Genomic DNA, 1,103 nt, shown 5'->3' on the forward strand with positions numbered 1-1,103 from the left:
ATTGTTATATTATAACAACTTAAAAATCATATGTTATAACATAACAATAAGGAAAAGGTAGTGAATAAAAAATTGGTTTCTCTAGTCATCGGTAGCATTTTTGCATCCCCTGTTTTTGCCGATACGTTGTCGAATCCACAAATTGGTGTCGTTTTGGACGGATATTACCAAGATGGACAGCGTCATAACTCAGAGCGAGAAGAAGGGTTTGGCTTGGGTCATACCGAGCTTAGTTTGTCTGCAAACATTGACGACAAATTCCATGGCGCTTTGACGACAGTGCTGGAAAGCCATGCTGACGACACCGAACTGATGTTGGAAGAAGCGTTTATCGAAACCTTGGCTTTGCCTTACGGCTTTAATGTCCGAGCGGGGCGTTTTCTTTCCGATTTTGGTTACTTGAACAACCAACACATGCATACCGATAGTTTTGTTGAGCGTCCATTAGCGTACCGAACGTTTCTTGGTTCGCATTACTATGATGATGGCGTGAGAGCGAGCCTTGTTCTTCCGACAGATCTGTTTGTGAAATTTGGTGTTGAGGCGCTAAGTGGCAGCAAGATGTCGGCAGTGGATGAGGGTTCTGACGTTGGTGTATTTACCTCAACATTAAAACTAGGTAGCGACATTTCAGATTCTTCTAGTTGGCAATTTGGCTTGAGTTACCTGCGAAATAAGAACGGCAAGGTGGAAGAATTTGCTGACCACGATCATCATGCTGATACCGGTCATGACCATGAACATAGCCACGCTGCTGCGATTACTGGTGCGAATCTTTATGGTGCTGATTTTGTTTGGAAATGGGCCCCGGATGGTAACTACAAGTACCGCAACTTTACGTTTTCTGCCGAGTACATGTTGTTGGATGGTGTGGTCGACAGCAAATTTAAAGATGAAGCTGAATCCCCTGATAACTTAACAGCATATTACGTTTCGGGTGTATACCGATTTAACCCTAGCTGGTCTGCTGGCGTTCGTTACGGCGAAGCGGAAAGCTACGATGGTCATGCTCATGGTGACCACATGCATTTCACTGCGCTAAATGATAAAGAAGTCGATGCGATGATTGCGTGGGACTCCTCGCACTTTGGTACTGTTCGTGC

1 protein-coding gene is annotated in these 1,103 nt (G+C 44.6%); it reads left to right on the forward strand.

Going from position 1 to position 1,103, the window contains the following annotated elements; translation table 11 throughout:
* Positions 1 to 60: 60 nt before the first annotated feature.
* Positions 61 to 1,103, forward strand: a 1,043-nt coding sequence (locus tag R8N28_RS26540) for a hypothetical protein (protein ID WP_318183831.1), incomplete at its 3' end; no start/stop codon positions are given.

The sequence above is a fragment of the Vibrio sp. Vb1554 genome (assembly GCF_033344235.1).